Here is a 19,320-nt window from a genome sequence, read left to right as displayed (position 1 = left end):
GATAAGAGGGGCTTTGCTGTATTTATTGAGATTTTTGCCGCTAATACTCTGCGGATTCCAACGCAGGCTTGGCCTTCTGTTGCGGCTTGAAGTACAGCGCATCTAGGGCCTTGATCAGGGTACTAAACATCTCCTGATCTTCTTCGCTAATATTCTCCTGAATCTTAGCCTTCAACAGGATGACTCCTGATGGTATGTCCAGCACTTGGCAGATCGATTCCAGTGTCTGCAAGGTGGGTACCCTGTCATTGCTCTCGATCTGCGAGATGTAGGACGGTTGCAGTCCAGCCCGTCTGGCCAGTTCGGTCTGGGTCAGTTTCCTGGCTTTCCGGGCGACTGTGAGGGTTTCGCCAATTCTAATAGAATTGAGCTCCTCTTGGTTTTTTAGTTGATCATGTCCCATTGTAGGGTCGGTAAGCGTGCTTCAGCGAAGCTGATGCCCGAGGGCAGGGTGTTTTTGAACGACTGGCTTAAGTGTCCAGTATTCGCGTAACTATATCTGCGGTTTTAATTATCCAGCCAACTACGTCAAGGGCTTTATTTACGTCAGTTTTCGTTGGGGGATCTATAGTTTGCCCGTTGTCTTTCATCCGCTGAAGCCTCTGTAAGACTACTTCTATTTGTGCCAGTGCCGTGTTAATGTTAACTGCGGCAGCCCCATCCGATTGAATGAGTGAAACGTTCAGCAACTGTGCTGTTTGAGATAAAGCCATGATACTGGCTTCGATTTCCGAATGGTTGTCCATCGGTTTGAATTGGGTAAGTGATCTGGGTTTCAGTCATTGCGATACAGAAATTAAGGTTAAATTAAGATTAAATAGATGTTAGAGAACGCTCAAATGTGCTGATGGAACTGTTACTGTTAGTAATAAAGTTCACTGTCAGTAATAATTTCTAAAATATCTGTTTGGTACTGACTGGGGCAATAGGCAACAAAAACACCCGGTGGTCTTGCCGTCGGGTGTCTTGAATTCAATAGAAATGCATAGGCTAACAGCCCTAAGCCTGTTCGCTCCGTTTATAGGGGCGAGGGTCATGGCGTACCGCCCTGATTAATTTAATGCCCAGTTGACTAACCTCTTTAATATTCTCGGTCGGGATAATGCCACGAGCTATCCAGTTAGTGATTGTAGCCACATTGGCGATGTTGAATAGTTTAGCGTATTGCATGGGCGTTACCCAGTCGCTCAGGGCGAACTCAATACCATCTAAAATAAGAGTGTTGTATTGGTTGTCTTCTTTATAGTGGCGAATCCTAACCTCTCTATCAATCAGAGCGTAATGTTTTTCAACCATAACGTCCGATAGCTGTACAACCTCATCCGGCATCCACCCAGGTGCTTGTGTTTGCCGCATCAGGTCGATTTTGTGCTTGCGTGCCGCTTCAAGCTCCTCCAATGAGTCTGCTTGCCTAATCAGTTCTTCAACTTCCTTAGCTGTGTACATTGTAACAGATGTTTAGTGTTGGCTAAAAGTACATATTGTTTAGCAATTAAACAATATGTACGTTTGTTCTACCAAATAGCCACAACAATGACCGCCCATCAGATCACCGCCACCCGCAGCACCCGTACCGAATGGAGCACCTTGGCCCGCGCCAAGAACTACATGGAAACCAGCCACGAGTACGCTAAACTGGCGATCGTGATGGGCTGTAACGGTACGTTTTGGGTGATGACGATACGCCTGGCCAGCATCCTAGTAGCGGCCGGGTATGAACACGCTAAATAGGCATAAAAAAAGTCTCTCTTCGAATCGAGAAGGGCTGGTCGCGTGGGTTATGCTCTACACCTTTGACGGCTTCTGATTGATATCTCGCTTATACACTTAAATTGGCCAACTGAATGATTTCAACTGGGGACATAATAATGGCTTGCCGATATCGAAAAGGCTTGGTAACTCATGAAAAGGCAAGAGATATTATTGATAAAATAGGCCGACATCGCCTAATGGTAGAAATAGAGGAGGAAAATCAATTACCTAATGACAATGAATTTGTTCAACTTGCAAAAGCTTTTGGTATTTTAACGGAGGATTTAAAACGGGTTATACATACGCACGGTGTCCTCTGGATGATAGGGCCTGAAAAAATTAGAAATTCGATCTTCAAGGAGTATGGCATTTTTACGGATGATATCAACGCCGTCTTGAGTCAACTATATACCTGACAAGTATGATGAAGCAAAAAAGCCACAAATTATCGGGCTACTAAAAATTATAGGACAGTTTTCTGGTGTATACAACAGCGCCCGATATGAAACAGGGGAGCCGTGGAACAGATGCCAACAGATATACCTGACCAAAGTGCAAGCGAGTATATAATTTAAACGTGGAATTTAATGCTTCACTTTCTATTGCAGATTATTGTAATTTATATTTTCACACTTGAGCATTGACGTATTAGCTATTCTGTTTCGTGAAACCTCAATAAACCTAAGCAAAGTAGTGTATGGATAATTATGTCTGCATTAGTTGAATTAAATTTTTCAGGGCTGAGAATACCATGACAGACATCATTTCTTAAGTTTAGTCCTCTGGAATCAGTGAAAACTAACCTAAAATAGCTTGACAAGGCATTACCTAATGCTTTTTCTACAGTAGGATCTCTCAAAACGTCGTCGAAAGTTTTGACATGATAGTGATTGCCCGAACGAGCTTTCTTAAAAGTATTGCCACCCGACATCTCAATAAGATGTCTAATTGCTTCTTCAATTTGAGGTATTATTAAATGTATGAATGATAAAAAATCGTTCTTAAAAAAAGCATCTAACCCCAATTTTATAACATGGAGTCTGTTCGGTGGGAACAAGTCAGAGCGACTTATGAAATCTATAATTGCATTTGATGAGATTTTTTTATCTGCAATGCAAGCAGTAATTACCCATCTTAAAAGAAGGGATGTGACGCTAAGATTATTAGTAAGACGTAGGAAAATATGCCCCTCTATATCTTCAGTTAATGGACCAATAACCGCTATTGTTCTACCTTTATCATCATACAATCCCCTTGTTATTAGTGCGGATATTGAATTTTTGTATTCTGAATTTTGGATAATTTCTTTCGCATTCTCTTTGCTTGGGATATAATGAACTGCTAAACGGTTTAATATTTCGTCAGTTGTGCCAAATGTCATATCTTTAATATAATCATCAATCGTTTCTTTTGGTATTTCAAAATTGCTTGAAATTTTTTTCATATTTTGAATTACATTTGGGCCTTGCTCTCTTATTCTTATTAACAATAGCTCTGTTTGATCTGATAAATTATAAGTTGAGTATAGTTTATATAAATGTTCTAAAAAGCCTGCTTCCATCAACGGTGAACTTGTAAGTATAGCTTTCTCAAATGCTTCTCCAGCTTTCTTTATAACTCTAGTCATATTTTCATTGTCACTTCTTTTTTTGTAAAAAGATGCAAGTCTTATTGCTACGGCTTCTGTCTCCCAAGGGTCTATTTTTTCAATGACATTATCACTTGATTCAAATTGAGTGAGCTTACTTTCAAGTTCAGATATTATTTCATTCGTCTCATTATTTGTCAATTTGATAATTTTATTATCTATTAATAGATCGAATTTGTACTTCCAAAAATTTGTTTTTTGTAAATTGTTCAAATAATCTTGAAAACGAATTATTTCGTTTTTGCATTCTTGAACGAGTATTTTATTATTTATTAAAGATGATACAGAAAGAGCCCTTTGTAGTTTTTTGAAATTTTTACTCTCGTATTTATAAATATCTTTTTTAGAAATATTTAACAGAGATTCGATATATTTAATTGCGGTTAAATGGTTAGTTTTCGTTTCACACACCTTCTTCTCAAAGTCGTAAACTAAACCCAAATATCGAGATTTAAGGATAGGGTTTTTTGAGATTTCTCCTCTCATATTCCAATATTTCACCATATTACAGTCAATGCTGGAAAATGATGGAGATTCTACCACTGTACCATCATCGTTTTGATGTCTATAATTCGGTCCGAAGTGGGTTTTCCAATGGTTAGACTTATTATTACTTTCAACAAGCTCAAATGCAATCATTTCAGCTCTAAACTCAAACGAAAAATCTGTCGATTCCTCAATAGCTAATTTCGTGATTTCTTGGCTAATATCATTTTCGTCAAACTTCATGTCGTTTGATTCGTCGAAGTGATTTATAATCTCTGCTAAAGTCATATATAAATGGTGTAAAGTGTCATGCCCGTGGTATAAACTCAGCAAGTGTACAAGTGAAATGCCAATATAGAGGAATGTACTGTATCACGTTGTCTTGAAATTCGATATTGTATCATTCTGGTAACATAATCCCACGCTTTCGCGCCGCTTGTGTCGCAGTTTTCGAACAGGAGGGGTTAGGGAGGTTTTCATGTAGTTGATTTACTCGGTTAAGCACTCGTTAATACACCGCTGATATCGCCCGTGCCACCCACCAGCACGGTCAGCCACCAGAACAGCGTATCGGCTGCATCGGTCAGGTGGGTGGTCAGGTGCTGATCGATAGCCTGGTTGCGTTCATCGGTCTTATCTTTCTCAAAGCCATTGCGGCCCTGTTTGGTCCCGGCTCCCAGCATGGCAGAGGTGCCGACCATGGTATTCTCTCTATTGAAGCGTTGCAGGGGTACGCCCGGGGTCTGCTCCCTGAGCGCCTTGCCCCACGCCAGGTAGCGCTCGTTGTGGGCGGGTACTTTCCCGATATACCGTTCGATGACCGTCCAGCCATTCTTGCGGAGCGTATCGATCACCACGCTGGCGTACGTGTTCTTATTCAATCCAGACGTGCCCACGGCCGTCAGATCAAACACGTACTCGACCCGCTTGCGGAGCCGGTATTTGTAGTAGTCACAAAACTTTTGCACCACGTCAACCGTCTCCTGGGGATGGGGCAGGTAGAAATGATTTAGATACCGCACCTCATCGCGGCCGGTCTTGTTGCGGGCACTGAAGCGGCTCAGACGTTGCCCCACCCACAAGCAGTTGAAGCTGGCCCCGTAGTCGCCGGCGATGGTCAGATCGGCACTCGGATCATCGTCGACGTCCTTGCGGCAGTCATTGAAGAGCGCACCGAACTCCTGATTATCCACGTACCCGTAATCGATCGCATCGTAGCAGTGCAGATCCCGGTCAAACGAGGGGTAGAACCCACCCTCGGCCCCCTGATCGCGCTTGCTCAGGATCTGGGCGTTGAACCGGGCGGGCGGTAAATCGCGCTTCTGTTCCCGGAAATACTGCATGCCCAGCACGTCGATGTTGACAAAGCTGGAGGCCTCGTGGTAGTAAGTCAGCTCCCGGCGCAGTTCCCCCAGCAGCGCCTGGTGTTCGATGATCCGGGCACTGGCCGCCGCGTTAGGCCCTTTCCTGAGCCGTTGCCGATCGTCGTAGATGGCCTGCTCCAGCCCCAGGATCAGCTCGACGGCCTGCCGGTTATGGGGCAGATTCGATTGCGCTTCGGCCTCGAAAATCCACTTCGCCTCCTTGCCGGTGGGCATATCTGTGGTGAACCATTCGCCGTGCAATAAATGACAATGGCCGTAGCGTTGCCGGTTGCCCCGTTTGATGGGCCGCACCTCCTCGTCGAGCTTGCGCTTGTTGATGAATTTGACCTCATCGCCCAGCACCGCATCGACCGACAGGCCGTTGGCACTACCGGGCCGATCCTGACCGACCAGGGGCACCACCGACAGCTCATCACCATCCCGGATGAACATACTGTATTTGGGATCAAGCGGTGAGAAGTAGGGCAGCTTCAGGCCCAGCGACTTCTCCGGATACCGGCCTACCCAGTAGTTGCGATCGCGCTCGTAGCCCAGCCGGTGCAATCCGTTGAGGATCGCCGGCAGCGTCCGGGTCAGGATCTGGATGTAGGAAACGCCCAACAGCACGAACGAACCACGGGGCATCTGCTTGACGCAGTCGTGGAGGTGCGGGGCTAGGATGCCGTCAGACTTGCCGCCACCCCGCCCGATCACACCCGTAAAGTTCTGAGGGTTGATGAGGCGGGCCATCAGCTGGGCGCTGTTCATGTGCCCCTGCCGGATATCGCGGGCTTCAGCGGCACTTGGTAGTGTGCTACGAACGACGGTCATGGCTGGTCGGGTAAGGTAGGCTGGTCAGCGGTCCCGCGTTCGGGTAGGTCTTCGTGTTCGATATCCTCGATCAGCAGTTCACGCCGGGCTTTGGCCTCACCCAGATGACGCTTCACCTGGTCGAGCAGCTTCGGATCGCGTTTGGCTCCACCCGTCACCAGGGATGGGTTGAAGTCCAGGTGCATCTCGATGACCGTCGCCCCGCCACTCTCGGCCTGTTTGGGCTGATCAAAGCCGCCCAGCGCGATAAGGTTCTTGTCACAGTTGGCCGCCACGGCGAACTTACCCGCCGCCAGCGAGAGCTGCCTCAATTCCTTGATCTGGGCGATGAGCACGATCTTATCAAACTCCAGCACCGCCGAATCACAGTGGGCGTAGAAGGTTTTGGCCATCCGGACGTGGTGATAGACCGTCGCATCCGACAGCTGCCAGTCGACGCAGAAATGGGAGACCACCTCCCCGTCGTGCTTGGGCTTATGGGTCAGGATGTAGTCGCGGATCTGCATCCACTTGAGCTTGATATCGGCCAGCTCAGGCGGCAGCTTTTCGGTACCGCCCTCCTTGTACCATTTGATTAATGCGTCAAAAACCTCGTCAAATCGTCTCATGGGTTAGCTTCGTCAGCAGGGTTTGGTAATGGGTGAGCTTCTGGGCGTAGGTAGCATTGCCAGGCTGCTGCCGGACTTTCTTCTTGTACAGACTCACGTAGGTGCGCAGGTTGGCCAGCGTCAGGGGCTTGGTCTCTTTGGCCGGCTCAACGAATGCCTCGGGGTCATAGAGCCGGTCCAGCTCCTGGGTGATCACCTTAATCCGGAGCGCACTCGTGAGTCGTTCAGCGGCCCGATCGGGCTGCTCGAGGATGGCCCTGAGCCGCGCCTTCAGTTCGGTGCGTTCATTCAGTAGGCGCGCCTTTAAGGCCTGATCCGGAGCGGGGATATGCCCGCTTACCACGGGGGGCAGCGGAGCGGGTGCCAATACGGGTGTACCTGCCGACAGCACGGCCGTCAGGCAGTCACGCAGTTTGGGGCGGGTAAACGAATCAGCACCGCGCTGGAGCAACTGCCAGGTCAGCGACGTCTGATCAAAACCAGCAGCGGCCAGCAGCTCGAGGCCGGCCGGGTAGGAGGGGTCAGCCTGATCGAGCCAGGCTTGCACATTCGTGGTGAGATCTGCACGCATAAAAAAAGAAAGGGGAGCCCTCCGAAACGGCGGCTCCCCTTTATTCGGTCTGAGGGTAGGTAAGGCACTACTCGGCCTGGACAAGCTGCACATGCGGCCACTTCAGCACATGGAGTTGTTCCAGTTGATCTTCCGTGATCTCGTCGAGTTTGTAGGTACGTCCCGTAACGGGCACAAAAAACTCTTTCTGATTCCTCAGCCCGACGAGCTTGAAACGGGAGGTCGGTGCCTGAGCTACCGGGGGAGTGGCTGCTGCTTCAGCAGCCAGCTCCGTTTTCTTGTTTTCTGCCATGATTACGTAGTCGGCTTCATGGGGACAGTAGCCGCCGTGTACTTCACCAGGTTAGCGGCGAACCACTCCAGCTCGAACTTCATGCCCCGGCCGTCCCCTGAGTTTTTACCCGTGTCGTAGGTGGCCCGGATGTTGACCTGAAACTCCTTGTCGCCGCACTGGATCATCTCCGTCGAGCCAGGCAGGGGAGCCAGCACGATGAAGCGGTCATTCTTGGCCAGGTTAAACAGCATCACCGCGTCGTCGGACTCCCCGGGCAGGTAAATCTCAGCTTTGCCTTTCAGCGACTGCCGGTCAGGACCACCCATGGCCTCCAGCAGGAGCGAGGCCAGATCCTTGGTCGAGTAGACCTCAAAAAAGCCCTTGCCCGCCGCGCATACGTGGGCGGTGTTTACCTTGTAATCAACCGGCTCCTGAAGCGTGGTGAAATCGCTGAAGGGACACAGCAGGATCCGCTGCTGCAGACCGCCCATGCGGCTGGCGTTGCCCGGATCTTTGATGGATTTGTAGGTTCCTGGCATGGTTACTTCGCGTTAGCAGGTGGGACGATAGGCAGCAGGAAGCCCACTTTCTTGGCCAGCAACTCCTTTTGCAGCTCGGCATCTTTCTTCAGATCCTCGGCCGTGTACACGCGTGACTCTTCGCCATCGCCATCCCGCTTGTACTGAAATTTAGGGACGGTGATCTGGTAGGTATCCTTGCCGATCTTCACGGTCTGGATAATGCCAGGGGAGGCTTCCAGGGCAGCCTGCACGGCCTCCTGCGCCTTAATGGTTTCGGCCTGCTGATTCAGCAGCTCCTGGGCCTCGGCCAGCTGTTGCTTCAGCTGCTCGAGTGTTGGTTCGTTCACTTGATCAGACATGATCAGGATTTAGGTTGTGCGGTGGGGGTACGCGGCTCACGCCATCGATGGGATGATCAACGTACCCCTTTTGCAGGGTGAGACGTTGATTACAGGTCAGAGCGGAAGACCAGCTCGGGCAGGATGAAGCCCACCCCACGCCAGAAATCAGACAGCAGTTTCACCTCGCGGTTGAAGGGCTGCATATCGAACTGCTGCTCATTCTGGGTGCGCTTTTTCAGCATGATCGCGTTTTCTTTCGGTGTACACCAGATCCGGTTCGAGTTCACCAGGCCGGCGTAACCTTTCACGTAGAGGTTGGTGTTCTCGATCGAGTTGTCGATCTTGGCGTCGCCCCGCGTGTTTTTGCCGTACACCTTCTCTTTGGCCCGCAGGTAGCGCCGTTCAATGGTCTCGTTACAGGCCACGATCATGCCCCGCTTCCAGTACCGCTTATCGATCTGGTCGGCAAAATCCTCGAAGTACTTCACCAATAGGATCGGATCCGAGGGAATAGCGCCCATGGTAATTGGTGTGATGCGGCCCGCCGTCGTCTGCACGTCCTGAATCTTCAGGTAGCCATCCATACCAGCACCAGCGGCACCTGCTGTACCCGCCGTTGGCTCGACGCGCACGCCGTTGACGATTTCATTCAGCTCCAGATCTTCCTGAATCTGGGGAATTACGTGCATCTCAACCCACCAGCGGATGAAGGGCCACTCCGATGGCTTAACGCCTTCGCCGGTCAAAAAGCCCAGCCAGGTGGCTTCCAGATCATGGGGTGTGACCGACGTATCCACCTTGAGGTGGAACATGCCGATCGAGATCGGATTGAAGGTGGTGTTGCCGATCGGCGTGAAGGCAGCCTGGTAGGCCTGCACCAGCCGTGTTTGCAGCGATTTAGCGGCGCGCCACACTGTATCGTCCTGGACGATAACCGTAAAGAGCTCCTCGCTCTCGGTGGTACGGCGAAGCAGTTGGTACAACCGCTTCATGTTCTGGCCAGAGTTCAGGTAATACGCCCCGAAATCGGCAATGATGTTGGTGAGAGTCAACGCCATGGTTTATTCTTCGTCAATTAGGTGAGAGATACCGGCAGACGCAGCGGTGTAGTTGAGCTTAATGGCTCCGCTATTCCCTTCGTCAGCCTGCTTGTCGTTTGCATTCAGCGGCGTGGTTGGATCAGCCCCGCTCAGGCTACCCAGCCGCGTTACCTCTTTCTTGGAGGCTTCCAGCGCTGTCTGCGCGTTGTCGCGCTCCGTCTTAACGGTATTCAGCTCCGTCGTCAGGCGCGTCACTTCAGCGTTGGCGGTGGTCAGCGCGGCTGGATCGGCTGCACCAGCGATGGCTTCGAACTGCGCCTGGGTGACCAGGGCGCAGCCGGTCACGCCCAGCGTGGCCAGCTCGGCGTTGGCCGATTCGAGCAGCCCATCGGTGAGCTGCTCACCCTTTAGGCCCGCAAGGGCTTCCAGGGCAGGTACTTTTTTAAATCCGAACATATCGGTACGGGTTGAGGAAATAGTTAGTGAAGCACTGGTGCCGCGCAGGGCGGCGATAATTTCTTTGGTCGTGGCAATGCCGTCGAGCAGTCCTTCGGTGACAGCATCGGTGGCCGAGAGCATGGCTCCTTTCAGGATGCCCTTTTTGTCAGACATGCCCGGCCGGCGGGCTTTCATGTAGTCGATAAAGCGGCCCGCTTCAGCGGTGGCCAGCGCGCGCAGCGGCTCGAAATCCCCTTTCTCAGCGGCGCGGGATTCGGCGTTCTTCTGGGTTGACTGCTCGGCGTAGATATCCTCGATGACGTAGCCCGACTTTTTGAGGTAGGCCCGAAAGTCGGCCCAGGTGATGTACACGCCAATGGAACCCACCATGTCAGCCGAACGGCCCGCGTAAAACCCGTCACAGGCCGCCGCAATCATGCACCCGGCTGAGGCAGCCATGCCGTAATCAATCCGGGCAGCGGTAGGCCAGGGGGCCTGCTGTAGCTTATCGGCGATGCGCCAGCCTGCCGTCGACTGCCCACCCGGGGAGTTGATCAGCACCAGTAAACCCGCCATCAGCGGATCGGCATAGATCCGGTCGAGGACGTTGCAGATGTACTGGGCGTAATAGTCGTAAATGCCTCCCTGAATCGAGAGGACCGCAATGGAGCCAGCCTGCGTGGCAGCGGGGAAATACCCGTAGCGGTATTCGTAGACCACCGGATCATCATCCGGCACCTCCAGAGACAGGGGCTGCTGGTGCAGCTGCACGGCCAGCGCCATCCCGAAGGACGGGTCAATGGCCCAGGGCTGGGCGGCCAGATCGGCCAGAGTGAGGGTTTGCTTAGCCATTGGCGGCGATAGTGGGCGAAAGGAGAAAACAGGGCTGATCGAACTCACCGGCCAGCTTGAGGGTGTAGCCCCGCGCGTCAGGTACGTCGCGGCCTGAGTCATACTGGTAGGTCAGGATCAGGCCCATAGTCGTGGAGCCGACCTGCCGCCATGTTCCGGCATATTCCCGAAACCTGACCAGCAGGGGGATACTCGTCAGTTGCCGAAGGATTGGCTCATAGGTGGGCGCATCATTGGGAGCAAAGCCCTGGATGGTGATCTGATGCAATGAGCCGTTATCGGTGTCACCGTGCAGATCGACAAAGCCCAGCGTGCCGGGGGTGCAGTAAAAGGTGAACCATGGGAAGCCGGGCTTTAGCTCCACCGCGCCCGTGGTGGGGCTGAGGTCGGTGATGCCACTGATGGGCGTCACGCGCAGCTCAGCCCCACCACCAGGATTCCAGGATGTCGGGCGGGTGTTCATCGGTTAAGGGTGAATGATGGGCACTACATGGCTGATGGGTACAGGAGTAAATAGCAGCCACGAAATAGGCGTGCTAATCGCCCGGAAAACAGGTCAGAACTGAGTCTATGACAATGGACTGGGCACAAAAAAAGACCGCCCCTAGCGGAGCGGCCTGCGTGTCGGCTAAGCCGATCAGGAGGGAAACTGTTGTTTCTGGTGACGACGGTAGTTGCGCATAGCCGTATCCAGCGGATAATGGTCTTCACTGACTCCCCAGCGTAGCAGGGTTAGCTCAACAGCTTTGCGAATTGAGGCGGTGGTTTCCATGCGCAGTTCGATCTCATCCCGCAACCGCTGGCGGAAAGTCTGCATGACAAACTGGTTGAAAGCCAGTTCCCGGCCCGGCGTGATCAGGGTGCCGACCCCGTAGCGGGCCTGCCATTCGGGTATTTCGACTGGCAGTTGTGCGGTTAATTCCTTCAGGCCGGCACTTCGATCCTCGACCTCTTTGTAATGCAGGTGCTGGCGATCCAGCAGGGCAAACAGATGGCTAGCGTACTGATTAAACGGTTGACGGTGATCCCGGCTTACGTAGAGGGGTTTGCCTTTGGTCGAGGCTAACACAATCTCGCGTACGAGGGGCGTTACAGCAATGATAAACGTTCGACACGGGGCCGGATTCATACGTGAGCGGAGAGAGTAGTACAATTGTATCCTACTAAGATAAAACGCTTACCCGCACGTTTTTAGGACAGAACTGAGTCTTCAACGTGGTCTGCGCAACCGCTGATCAGGCTAGCCACTATTCTTCATAAAGGGCATCATCGTTTGCTTATAATACTTTCCTGTTTCTCCGTACCATCGACGCCGCCAGTTGTCGCGGGAATCGTGGTGATGATGGCAGACGTGACAGAGCGATTTAAGATTGAAAAAGCTAAGATTGTCCGGGTTGTGATCCAGGTGTGCACAGTGCAATTTGACCTTCTTGCCTGTCCGCGGATGCGGTTTGCCGTGCTCGGCTCCGCACTCTTCGCACTTGCCCCGCCCCCGCACAAAGCGGATAAAGTAGCTGATTTTTAGCCAGCGTTTGGGGCGGCCTTGTCCGTAGCGGCGACGGTTGATGGGCATGGTAGAATGGGCTACAAAGTTGCGGGGGGCGTATCGGTGAAACAACTAGTTGAGGCGGTCCTCAATGGGCGGGGGAACCGGAGGGCGGGGATCCAGTAAGTGTTCCAGATCAACCATCAGTGACTGCACGGTCGCGTAAAACACGTCGCCGAACTGCTCCAGGGTGATCGGTTCCAGGCTGCTGGCCACGTGCTGAAGGTGGTCGAGAGGCAGTAAATTAATCAGCGAGTCAGTGGTCAAAACGTGCACCACCGCGTCAGGGCGCTGGAGGTAATAATGATCCAGGCCATGGTGGGGATCATGGCGGTACCAGGCGGTATAATCGGGTTTGGGCATGGGATGAATTGATCGGCACCACAAAGCGTGTTGTGGTGCGTGTTGACATGTTGACAAGAAACCACGTTAGTTTAGTCCTATTTATATGTTAACCAATTGATTATCAGTTTAGCCTACCGCGCAACTAGAGTCAACATTTTGCCGTTTTTGATACCCTTAACTCGCTGATAATCAAAGGGCGGGTGTCAACTGTGGTGCGTTGACACGTGTTGACACGGTGTCAACCTATGTCAACATGCGCGTGTTGCTATAATGCCATTGATAATCAGGAAGTTAACTACTTCAAAAACGGCAAAATGTTGACAGAAGTTGACACGTGTTGACATTGATTATCAGTTATTTAGGTGTAGAATTGCACTGAGCCGTGTCAACATCGCAACAGCAGCCACAATCGCTTAGAAATTACGGGCTCCGAACGCGCCGGGGTATTTGTCCATGTAGTCGTGGAGCTTACGGTTGACCGCCTGCCTGGACACGTTCAGATGCCTACCCATCTCCGTCTGGTTGTAATTGTAGGCCTTCAGCAAGGCCGCAAATTCAAGCACATTGGGCGGTACCATGACTTTGTTTTTGGCTACCTGGTAGGCTTCAAAGCCGCTGGCCATGAAGTACTCGCATACGCGGAGGGAGGCGGCCACGTAGTCAACCTTGATGCCGAAACCCTTTACGCTGCCCAGCGTGCCATAGGTGAAGGTCCAGTCCATTGCCGCCAGAATGAGTGAGATGCGCAGGACGTATTCTTTGATTTTTCCAAAGATGCCGCCCAGCACGTTGCGGTCGGTCAGACTCTCCATCCGGTTGATCTGCTTGGTGTGTTTGTCCTGCCACTCCTGAAACAGCTTCACGCCGTCCACGTGCATGGTCACCACCTGGGGTTCGGAGTCGGGCCAGTCCATACGCAGCTCGTTGTGCAGCCGCTGGATCATCGTGGTGTAGGGCTCGATCACCTCTTCGGGCAGGCTATAGGTCAGGTTGGGGGAGATCACCCGGTCGGTCTCGGCAAAGGCGAACAGCATCCGGAAGATGTAGCCTGTCTGAAGCCGGTTTTGCTCGTAGAACCGGTACAGCACGTCAGGCTGGGTCGAGCCCATCACCGAGGCCACCAGGTGATTCTTGTCAATGTAGGTGAATTTGTTGCCCGCCCGCCGCATTGAAAACGAGGAAGAAGGGGACCAGGCCGACGTCCAGAACGACGCTTCCGACTTGCCGGTCTTGTAGCGGTCCATGTCATCGAGCCACTTGAGCAGTTCATCTTCGTAGCGGACGACGCCCTTGAAATTGTGGCCGAATACGTCTTTGATCAATGACTCGAAGGTGATATCGGAGAACAGCAGCACCTTCTGGTTAGGGAATTTATCCGAATTATCGGCGGCCGCAGCCCGGCACTCGTCCAGATACAACCGGTTGTATTCGTCCTGGATCTTGTGCAACGGCCGCAGCAGGACGCCCTGGATCATGGACTTACCCGAGGAGGAAATACCAACCGTGGCTCCCCACATGCTCAGGCACACCTGCCACCTGGAGGGTGTCTGGGCCCGCAGGGCGGAGCCGATAGCGGCCGAGGCGCATTGCAGCAACGAAAGCCCAATAAAGGCCCGCTCACCGTGCATGTTCTCCACCAGCTGGGCAATCAGGGGTTTAAGCCGGTCAGGAAATACGTCCAGGGGAAACACCAGACCGGCCCGGCGTTTCTTGGTTTCTGCTTCCAGGTCGTCATCGGTGACCAGGGAGGCGTAGGCATTGGGTTGCTCCCCCGGTGGAGGGCCGGCTGGCTTTCTAAAGCCAGTATCGAGGTTAGGGTTATACTGGCGCATTAACTGTTGTAGTCGTTGTGAAGAAAAGCCTCGAGCCGCAGCGCCTCGGTTTCCGATAGATCAAATAAACCCACCGCTAGGTGCAGTTGCCTGGTTTCGGGGCGGAAGGCAAACTGACCGCTGGTTGAGATTATTAAGTTGGTCGAGAGCCGGTAAAAGCGCTCAGTGGGCACGTTGATCTCGGTGGTGTGATGCTGCACCGAGCGGGGGCCAATGACCTGCTGCTGGATAAAATCACCGCCCGGCTGGTTGTACTGCTGGTTGGTGGTTTCGTAGCGGGGACCGTAGACGTTTTTGGGTAACGCCGCCGCTACCTCCAGACTCTCGATCAATTCGACGGCCTTGTTGACGACCTCCTCGACGACAGTAGCATCGAGGGGCGAACCGACAGGCCCTAGCTGGGTGAGCTGGATCAGCTCCTGCTGGGCATCGGCAAACGCCTGACGCTTGGGATTTAGAACGGTGTTGGTGTTCATTTGCTAAAGGGGGTTACCACAAACTGGATGAACTTGGTAGCCTGCTCAGGGGTGTACTCCTGAATGAGTTGTTGGGCCCGTTCCGGGCTACTGATGTCAATGATTGTGCTGGCCACCACTGATCCGTTCGGGTGCCAGCCCCGAACAATCACCTGGTCCTGTTCCCCGGCCGTTATGTCCCGGTACAGCAGTACGTTGCCCAGGGGCGTTTCAACAATGCGCTCGTTCATGGATTGGACTGATTTTGGTTGCGGTGAAAAAGAAGGGATAGTACCAGCCAAAGCAGCACGCCCCAGCTTAAAGCCAGGGCGGCTGTCTTAGCCATAACGTGGAGCCAGGTCAGGACCTCGATCATGCGTTTAATTGGCTGGATGAGGTAGGGGTTGATCAGTAGTTTCCTCGGTATCAATCAGCTTCTCCAGAAAAGCCGTAAACTCGGGCTGCTTGGTAATGCCTGCGGCAAACAGCTCTGCCGCCACGTCGTGGGAGGCGTGATCGAGTTTGATTGATTTCTCGCCGTAGTGCAGTTCCCAAACCGAGGCAATCAGCCCGTAGGCCAGCGTACGTTCCCGGTCCGTTTCGACCATTTCCAGTAGGTCGGCTTCCTCCAAATCATCATTGATGTAGGCCGACATGGTAGCGCCCAGCAGAATAACTGACGGATCCAGGTGCGACATAGCACCCGAGTGGCGCAGGTAGTCGACCGTCTGCTTAAGGGCTTCGAACTTGAAGCTGCCTGGCTCGGCAGGGGGAGGCGTCGGTTTCTTCATCAGATCAGCCAGCTCACTCATCAGGCCCAGATCACCCCTCGACTCTTGCTGGCGCTCCCTGGCTCCCTGCTGCACCGTATCGGCAATGATTTTAAGCAGCCCATCGTCGGGCAGTTCTGACTCCTGGGTAGCGGTGCCAAGGGCCACCAGTGGATCCGGATACCGGATAAAATCCCAGCCTGACTGCTCCAGGCAGTTATAAGTAATCTGCTTCAGGGGAAAAGAGGTCTCGCTCAACCGGCCCAGCACCAGCCAGTCGGCTTCCTTACCACCATACCCGTCATCGAGTAGCAGGTCTTCGGTAAGGGGCAAACCCGCTACCAGTACGTCCTGCACTGGGTTGATGGAATACGAAATTGTTGGAAATTCCACCAGCCCGGCTGGTGTGTTCAGTTGTTTGGTCTCGATAGTCATCTGTCTATGAGTTGATTGGTGAAAGTGTATAGCCCAGCATGGCCAGCGCCTGCTCAAAGGCATCGAACGCCTGCACGCTGGCCTGGGTAAGCAGGTCGGATAGCTTGGTTTTGCCCGCTGAATTGGTCAAAAACACGATGGTTTCAGGCTTGCCGGAACGGCTGCTGTAAGCCGTCGACGAAACGGCAACGTACTGGGTCAGCGGACTACCAGCTCCGATGATAGGCTCGGCCAGCGTTCTGACCGGGCAGGGTGGATCGAGCCGGTAAAGCTTGACCCGGTTGGTTGACAACCACCCCTCTGAGGGGCCCAGCTCATGAAGGAAGGTGGCGGTTTTTGGGGCGTCCATTGGTCTTCAGTGCTTTGGTCGTTGGCAGTCGCTCATCGAGCGGATTGCGCCTTTTTTTCAGGAGAAAGGGAATGGCAATAGCCATCCCTAAGCCAAGTGTTAGTATGCCGATCATAGCCCCTTTACCTCATCCACGATGTTGCGGATCGTTTGGTGGTTCCACACGTCGATGATGCTTCTCAGGTTGGCCAGCAGACCCGTCAGGTTATAGGGATCAGTTGGCTGCTCGGGGCGAAGGAGCTGCCCCTTCTGGTGAAAGGCCACGGCCTCCAGCGCGCCGTAGAGGTGGTTGGTGGTCTGCTCGACACAGACCCGGTCCTGACCCAGTTCCCAGGCTTTGAGCGCCGGAGAGGAGTGGGAGTTGGTTTCTTCTGGTGGCATTGTCTGGTTAGTTAGTGGGCTTCTTACCCGGTGCTACAAGATCCAAGTCGGGTCGATTTGCATTGGCGCTCTTCCCATCTTTGCGCCACGAGGCCGCCACCCAGGGGTGTCTGGCCGTCGTAAAAAGCGGATCGGCCACCATCCCCAGAAATAGGTTGAGGGCCACGTTCCACGTTACATCCTTGACCCGGTACCCCTTCCGGGTATGGGTTGCTTTCTCCCAAGCACTGCGAGCTGGCTTATCCTTCTTCATGACCGTGACCGGTTCAAGATGGCCTGAATCGTCTGCATCTGACCCGTGTAGTGAGCTGGGATTAGGGTGAGCCCTAACTTCCGGGCGCGCAGCTTGGCGGCAGCACAGGCTTGGTACTCGCTCACCTGGGCATGCCGGGTGAGCGTACTTTTTTTATACGTTTGCATTCTCTTTTGCAGAGGTTTATTACCCCGGTTCTGTTCCTAGGCAGGCCGGGGTTTTTTGTTGGAAAATGTACTGGGTAAGCGTACTGGGTACTTGTCAATCTAAAAGGTTGATTTTCTGACGTTTAAATACCTTCGAGGTAGCCGGTTCCTCCTGGCCAGACTCTACTTTTAGGTCTAGCCGTTCTAGTAGTAGGACCAGTCGGTTGGTCGCCTGTAACCCACCGCGCGAGTTGACGATATTGGTTAGACGCGAGTAGCCCGTTATCCCCTCGAAATACTTGTCCTCGCTGGCGATGCGCTCGGCCAGGTCCTTCAGCGTCATTTTTTTTGGTATCAGCTTAGTTAGCCGTTCGCGCCAGTGCTCGACCGTCAGGGGGTCGGTGTAGACCGTTCGTTTATTCGCGTTGCTCATGAGTTGCCTGAATAATGCCAGTAGACTACATTTACACAGCATTATATACCGTGTAATGTTTAAATATTACAAAGGTAATATTCTATTACTACATGTCAAGCGGTAGGAATATTTTCTTTTTGCTGAGTAGTATTTTTTAAGATGAGCGAATTCGGACAACGCCTACGTCAGCGGCGCGAGGAAGTGGGAATGAGTCAAGACGAGCTGGCTAGAAGAATTCTCGTGAAAAGCGGAAAGCAAACCATCTCGAAATGGGAGCAGGGTAAGACTGTGCCAGATTTGACAGAAATCCTTCGAATTGCGGAGGTTTTAGACGTTACCGCAGCCTGGCTCGTGGATGGTACAGAGGCCACCACGTCAACTATGCAGAAGCCACCTGTGGGCTATGTGCTAATGCCTTCTGAAGAAGTTATCGATATGCAGCGGCGTCTACTTCAAAAACAACAAGTTGAATTGCAACAACAGCAATCAGAGTTGCAACGACAGAAGGTCTAGGTGCTCATACGAGCTCTACTTCTACTCAACTCGTCAATTAATAGTGTCGGACTACTAATCAGCAGCCAACTCCTTGAATGAATAATTACATAATTATCCTCCACGCATTCAGGGCTGCATGAAAGATATAATCCTGACAACCGTAGCTTGTTTGTCCTTTTTGGTAAGTGGTCTTCTGGTCTACTGGCGGGAGAACAAAAAACTGTTTCAGGAGAAAATCTTCGAGCAAAAGCTCGGAGCCTACAAGGAGGTTCTTGAGGAACTTGGGATGTATTACGAGGATGTTTTTAGCTTTTTAAATTTCTTTCAGTACTACGACAAATCTGAAGAACAATGGCTGATTGACTCCAAACCCTACTTCGATGAATACTTTCCAAAAGCTTTTGCGCTAAAACGGCTCTACTACAAGAATCTGATTCTGTTACCGGAGCCCCAGTTGACCCATCTTAATGAGACACTGGGGCGATGCATTCGCCACATAACTGTCCATCACCACATACATACGACTATTCCTTTCGATTCGCATGACGAGCTCTACGACTTGATTGCCACCTTCGCTGAAAAAGCAAGGGAAGACCTGAGCATCAGCGTTCTCAATGCGGCGCTGAATAAACGACTGGCGCAGGAGTTCTATCCCATCAGCCTGCCTAAAAAGGCGGTCTATGAGAGAGGAATGTAAAGAAGGCAGCAAAGCATTAATATGGCTTCAAGCAAATAAAGCGTAGCATACCCTAAAAGGCGATGCGCGACATAGCTGAAACCGAGGGTGCCAATGGGGAGGTGAATATGGCTATAGTCAGGCCCCTGAGTAGCCCAGAAGATGACCAGTTGTGAGGCTGAAAAAAGAGACCAGTGTACGGACTCGGAATCCAGCTCGAACCGAGGACTTCTTTTTGACGGCATGGTCAAGTTTTGATTGAGAGTAGACTCACAGCAAGTTCCGAAACGCAAGTCAACCAACCAAAACAAGCGATGTTGCCACCGCTTGACATAAAATATTATTCGTTTGATAATCAGTTAATTGATTTCTGTGTAAGGAATGCATACGAAACGCCCGAAAATGGCAAGCGATCAAGGAAAAAATGTGCCTCTACTGTGCTTTAAAAGCCTTTTTGGGAAGAATATAGTAATGATTCAAATCCCTGCGTCTCCAC

Annotated in this window: 29 protein-coding genes; 4 read left to right on the top strand and 25 right to left on the bottom strand. The window is 52.1% G+C overall.

Annotated features, from left to right (window positions below; translation table 11 throughout):
* Positions 1-40: 40 nt before the first annotated feature.
* The 3 genes from F7231_RS26700 to F7231_RS26690 form a co-directional block, all read right to left on the bottom strand.
* Positions 41-403, bottom strand: coding sequence for a helix-turn-helix domain-containing protein (locus F7231_RS26700; protein WP_166694288.1), 363 nt, complete (start codon positions 401-403; stop codon positions 41-43).
* 67 nt (positions 404-470) lie between these two features.
* A complete protein-coding gene (locus F7231_RS26695) occupies positions 471-746 on the bottom strand; it encodes a hypothetical protein (protein ID WP_166694287.1) in 276 nt (91 codons plus the stop codon).
* A gap of 253 nt (positions 747-999) precedes the next feature.
* Complete coding sequence (locus tag F7231_RS26690; protein WP_166694286.1) at positions 1,000-1,446, bottom strand: hypothetical protein; 447 nt, start codon at positions 1,444-1,446, stop codon at positions 1,000-1,002.
* A 63-nt stretch (positions 1,447-1,509) separates the two neighbouring features.
* Here F7231_RS26690 and F7231_RS26685 point away from each other — a divergent pair, with 63 nt between their 5' ends.
* On the top strand, positions 1,510-1,731 hold the full coding sequence (locus tag F7231_RS26685; protein WP_166694285.1) for a hypothetical protein: 222 nt from the start codon (positions 1,510-1,512) through the stop codon (positions 1,729-1,731).
* Between the two features lie 113 nt (positions 1,732-1,844).
* The gene (locus F7231_RS26680) at positions 1,845-2,168 is read left to right on the top strand and encodes a hypothetical protein (protein WP_166694284.1); all 324 of its coding nucleotides are present in this window, start codon (positions 1,845-1,847) and stop codon (positions 2,166-2,168) included.
* A 236-nt stretch (positions 2,169-2,404) separates the two neighbouring features.
* Here the strand turns inward: F7231_RS26680 and F7231_RS26675 are convergent, their stop codons facing one another.
* The 22 genes from F7231_RS26675 to F7231_RS26570 form a co-directional block, all read right to left on the bottom strand.
* A complete protein-coding gene (locus F7231_RS26675; RefSeq protein WP_166694283.1) occupies positions 2,405-4,129 on the bottom strand; it encodes a DUF4209 domain-containing protein in 1,725 nt (574 codons plus the stop codon).
* 254 nt (positions 4,130-4,383) lie between these two features.
* Positions 4,384-6,081, bottom strand: a complete 1,698-nt coding sequence (locus tag F7231_RS26670) for a hypothetical protein (RefSeq protein WP_166694282.1) — start codon at positions 6,079-6,081, stop codon at positions 4,384-4,386.
* Positions 6,078-6,689 (bottom strand): hypothetical protein, encoded by a 612-nt coding sequence (locus tag F7231_RS26665; protein ID WP_166694281.1) that lies wholly within the window; start codon positions 6,687-6,689, stop codon positions 6,078-6,080. Before F7231_RS26665 ends, F7231_RS26670 begins: the two co-directional genes overlap by 4 nt.
* Positions 6,676-7,260, bottom strand: a complete 585-nt coding sequence (locus F7231_RS26660; protein WP_166694280.1) for a hypothetical protein — start codon at positions 7,258-7,260, stop codon at positions 6,676-6,678. The genes F7231_RS26665 and F7231_RS26660 overlap by 14 nt, the downstream gene beginning before the upstream one ends.
* Before the next feature lie 67 nt (positions 7,261-7,327).
* Entirely contained in the window at positions 7,328-7,552 is a 225-nt protein-coding gene (locus F7231_RS26655; protein WP_166694279.1) for a hypothetical protein, read from the bottom strand.
* Between the two features lie 2 nt (positions 7,553-7,554).
* Positions 7,555-8,073 carry a hypothetical protein gene (locus F7231_RS26650; RefSeq protein WP_166694278.1) on the bottom strand — a complete coding sequence of 173 codons (519 nt, stop codon included), beginning with the start codon at positions 8,071-8,073 and terminating at the stop codon, positions 7,555-7,557.
* Between the two features lie 2 nt (positions 8,074-8,075).
* Complete coding sequence (locus F7231_RS26645; protein WP_166694277.1) at positions 8,076-8,414, bottom strand: hypothetical protein; 339 nt, start codon at positions 8,412-8,414, stop codon at positions 8,076-8,078.
* Between the two features lie 89 nt (positions 8,415-8,503).
* A complete protein-coding gene (locus F7231_RS26640) occupies positions 8,504-9,454 on the bottom strand; it encodes a hypothetical protein (RefSeq protein ID WP_166694276.1) in 951 nt (316 codons plus the stop codon).
* A gap of 3 nt (positions 9,455-9,457) precedes the next feature.
* Positions 9,458-10,726, bottom strand: coding sequence for a S49 family peptidase (locus F7231_RS26635; protein WP_166694275.1), 1,269 nt, complete (start codon positions 10,724-10,726; stop codon positions 9,458-9,460).
* Positions 10,719-11,189 (bottom strand): hypothetical protein, encoded by a 471-nt coding sequence (locus F7231_RS26630; RefSeq protein WP_166694274.1) that lies wholly within the window; start codon positions 11,187-11,189, stop codon positions 10,719-10,721. The genes F7231_RS26635 and F7231_RS26630 overlap by 8 nt, the downstream gene beginning before the upstream one ends.
* 174 nt (positions 11,190-11,363) lie before the next feature.
* Positions 11,364-11,855, bottom strand: a complete 492-nt coding sequence (locus tag F7231_RS26625) for a hypothetical protein (RefSeq protein ID WP_166694273.1) — start codon at positions 11,853-11,855, stop codon at positions 11,364-11,366.
* 111 nt (positions 11,856-11,966) lie between these two features.
* A complete protein-coding gene (locus tag F7231_RS26620) occupies positions 11,967-12,344 on the bottom strand; it encodes a hypothetical protein (protein ID WP_166694272.1) in 378 nt (125 codons plus the stop codon).
* Positions 12,345-12,692: a hypothetical protein gene (locus tag F7231_RS26615; protein ID WP_166694271.1), complete on the bottom strand. Its 348-nt coding sequence runs from the start codon at positions 12,690-12,692 to the stop codon at positions 12,345-12,347.
* Positions 12,693-13,030: 338 nt separating this feature from the next.
* Positions 13,031-14,449 (bottom strand): DUF3987 domain-containing protein, encoded by a 1,419-nt coding sequence (locus F7231_RS26610; protein ID WP_166694270.1) that lies wholly within the window; start codon positions 14,447-14,449, stop codon positions 13,031-13,033.
* Positions 14,449-14,925 (bottom strand): hypothetical protein, encoded by a 477-nt coding sequence (locus F7231_RS26605; protein WP_166694269.1) that lies wholly within the window; start codon positions 14,923-14,925, stop codon positions 14,449-14,451. The genes F7231_RS26610 and F7231_RS26605 overlap by 1 nt, the downstream gene beginning before the upstream one ends.
* Complete coding sequence (locus F7231_RS26600) at positions 14,922-15,155, bottom strand: hypothetical protein (RefSeq protein WP_166694268.1); 234 nt, start codon at positions 15,153-15,155, stop codon at positions 14,922-14,924. The genes F7231_RS26605 and F7231_RS26600 overlap by 4 nt, the downstream gene beginning before the upstream one ends.
* Positions 15,156-15,284: 129 nt before the next feature.
* Complete coding sequence (locus F7231_RS26595; RefSeq protein ID WP_166694267.1) at positions 15,285-16,109, bottom strand: hypothetical protein; 825 nt, start codon at positions 16,107-16,109, stop codon at positions 15,285-15,287.
* 4 nt (positions 16,110-16,113) lie between these two features.
* The gene (locus F7231_RS26590; protein WP_166694266.1) at positions 16,114-16,458 is read right to left on the bottom strand and encodes a hypothetical protein; all 345 of its coding nucleotides are present in this window, start codon (positions 16,456-16,458) and stop codon (positions 16,114-16,116) included.
* 111 nt (positions 16,459-16,569) lie between these two features.
* Positions 16,570-16,839: a hypothetical protein gene (locus F7231_RS26585; protein ID WP_166694265.1), complete on the bottom strand. Its 270-nt coding sequence runs from the start codon at positions 16,837-16,839 to the stop codon at positions 16,570-16,572.
* Positions 16,840-16,846: 7 nt separating this feature from the next.
* Positions 16,847-17,092, bottom strand: a complete 246-nt coding sequence (locus tag F7231_RS26580; RefSeq protein WP_166694264.1) for a hypothetical protein — start codon at positions 17,090-17,092, stop codon at positions 16,847-16,849.
* A complete protein-coding gene (locus F7231_RS26575) occupies positions 17,089-17,259 on the bottom strand; it encodes a hypothetical protein (protein WP_166694263.1) in 171 nt (56 codons plus the stop codon). Before F7231_RS26575 ends, F7231_RS26580 begins: the two co-directional genes overlap by 4 nt.
* A gap of 94 nt (positions 17,260-17,353) precedes the next feature.
* On the bottom strand, positions 17,354-17,671 hold the full coding sequence (locus F7231_RS26570; RefSeq protein ID WP_166694262.1) for a hypothetical protein: 318 nt from the start codon (positions 17,669-17,671) through the stop codon (positions 17,354-17,356).
* 141 nt (positions 17,672-17,812) lie between these two features.
* On the opposite strand from F7231_RS26570, the gene F7231_RS26565 reads away from it, so the two are divergent.
* Complete coding sequence (locus F7231_RS26565) at positions 17,813-18,166, top strand: helix-turn-helix domain-containing protein (protein WP_166694261.1); 354 nt, start codon at positions 17,813-17,815, stop codon at positions 18,164-18,166.
* Between the two features lie 118 nt (positions 18,167-18,284).
* Positions 18,285-18,845: a hypothetical protein gene (locus F7231_RS26560; protein WP_166694260.1), complete on the top strand. Its 561-nt coding sequence runs from the start codon at positions 18,285-18,287 to the stop codon at positions 18,843-18,845.
* The last annotated feature ends 475 nt before the right edge of the window (positions 18,846-19,320 follow it).

Origin of the sequence: Fibrivirga algicola, from assembly GCF_011742925.1 — a bacterium.
Taxonomy (GTDB): domain Bacteria; phylum Bacteroidota; class Bacteroidia; order Cytophagales; family Spirosomataceae; genus Fibrella; species Fibrella algicola.
This window is presented reverse-complemented; position numbering and strand designations above follow the sequence as displayed.